General features: G+C 62.1%; 2 protein-coding genes. Both read left to right on the top strand.

What is annotated here, in order from left to right; all coding sequences use genetic code 11:
• Positions 1 to 318, top strand: a 318-nt coding sequence (locus MnOB_RS28460; protein ID WP_234358349.1) for a transposase, incomplete at its 5' end; no start/stop codon positions are given.
• A gap of 17 nt (positions 319 to 335) precedes the next feature.
• Positions 336 to 1,025, top strand: a 690-nt coding sequence (locus tag MnOB_RS28455) for an IS3 family transposase (RefSeq protein WP_234358348.1), incomplete at its 3' end; no start/stop codon positions are given.

The raw sequence follows: 1,025 nt of genomic DNA, 5'->3' as shown, positions 1-1,025 counted from the left end.
GCGCCCAAGCAAGAGGTGTTCATGAGCAGAAGATCATTCAGTCCGGAGTTCAAACTCGAGGCCGCCAGCCTGGTGCTGGATCAAGGCTATTCCATACCGGCTGCCTGCAAGGCAATGGGGGTAGGCCCAACGGCCATGCGGCGCTGGGTCGAGCAACTGACCCTGGAGCGCCATGGCAAGACGCCTGAGCACAGCAAGGCCATGACGCCGGAACAACGGCGAATCCAGGAGCTGGAGGCCCAGGTGCGGCGGCTGGAACGGGAGAAAGAGATCCTAAAAAAGGCTACCGCTCTCTTGATGTCAGACGCCCTCGATTAGCACGTTTAGTCGAGTCATTGGGTGAGCACTATCCACGGGCAGAGCTTTGCCGGCTGTTTGGCATCAATCGCAGCAGTGTCTATGCCGCCGCTAAATCAGCGGCTCAAGGTAATCCGCCGCACGCCAGGCTGCGACAGCGCTTGGTGGAGCTGCATGCCCAGAGTCGGCGTTCGGCAGGAGCCCGGACGCTCGCGGCGGCTTTGCGCCAGGAAGGCTGGGCGGTTGGTCGATTCTTGGCCGGCCGCCTGATGAAGGAGGCTCAGTTGTTCAGCTCGCAACGCCGTCGACACCGTTACCGCCCAGCTGAGGGCGAGAGTGCCAAAGCCGCGAACGAGCTGGACCGACAGTTCCGCACTAATGGCCCCAATCAGGTGTGGTGCGGTGACGTGACGTACATCTGGGCCGGCGGGCGCTGGATCTACTTGGCCGCGGTCATGGACCTGTATGCACGGCGGATTGTGGGTTGGGCAATGTCCGATCGTCCGGACTCGCAGCTCACCGGACGGGCTTTGCGCGTGGCCTATGAGGCTCGCGGCTGCCCCGGCGGCGTGCTGTTTCACTCCGACCAGGGCAGCCACTACAGCAGTCAGGAGTTTCGGCAACTGCTCTGGCGTCATCGAATCCGCCAGAGCATGAGTCGCCGCGGCAATTGTTGGGACAACGCCCCGATGGAGCGTTTCTTCAGGAGCCTCAAATCCGAATGGATA

The sequence above is a fragment of the Metapseudomonas resinovorans genome (genome assembly GCF_002003485.1).
GTDB lineage: Bacteria > Pseudomonadota > Gammaproteobacteria > Pseudomonadales > Pseudomonadaceae > Metapseudomonas > Metapseudomonas resinovorans_D.
The sequence above is the reverse complement of the archived record's forward strand: the minus strand, read 5'-3'. Positions and strand labels throughout refer to the sequence as shown.